Annotated in this window: 1 protein-coding gene; it reads right to left on the bottom strand. The window is 66.7% G+C overall.

Going from position 1 to position 471, the window contains the following annotated elements:
- On the bottom strand, positions 1-471 hold a 471-nt coding region (locus JQK88_RS35615; RefSeq protein WP_203281263.1), incomplete at both ends, for a TonB-dependent receptor plug domain-containing protein.

Genomic DNA, 471 nt, shown 5'->3' with positions numbered 1-471 from the left:
GTAGTTGAGGCTGATCTGGCCGCCGTCGAAGTTGCGGCGGGTGATGATGTTGACCACGCCGGCGATGGCGTCGGAGCCGTACAGCGAGGACGCGCCGTCTTCGAGGATTTCGATGCGCTCGACGATGGCCAGCGGAATGGTGTTGAGGTCGGTCGCCGCGCCCACGCCCGAAGCCGAGGACTCGTTGACCCAACGCATGCCGTCGACCAGGACCAGCACGCGCTTGGGGCCGAGGTGGCGCAGATCGACCTGGGCCGAACCGGCGCCGATGCCGTCGCCGTTGGGCGAGAAGCCGAAGTTGCCCGAGGAATTGAACTTGGTGTTGAGCGCGGAACCGGCGCCGGTGAGCTCCTGGACGATGTCGGCCAGCGAGGTCAGGCCGGTGCGTTCGATGTCGTCGCGGCTGAGGGTCTGGACCGGAACCTGGCTTTCGATCTCGGCCTTCTTGATGCGGGTGCCGGTGACCTGGAC

This window comes from Mesorhizobium caraganae (assembly GCF_016836705.1).
Taxonomy (GTDB): domain Bacteria; phylum Pseudomonadota; class Alphaproteobacteria; order Rhizobiales; family Rhizobiaceae; genus Mesorhizobium; species Mesorhizobium caraganae.
The sequence above is the reverse complement of the archived record's forward strand: the minus strand, read 5'-3'. Positions and strand labels throughout refer to the sequence as shown.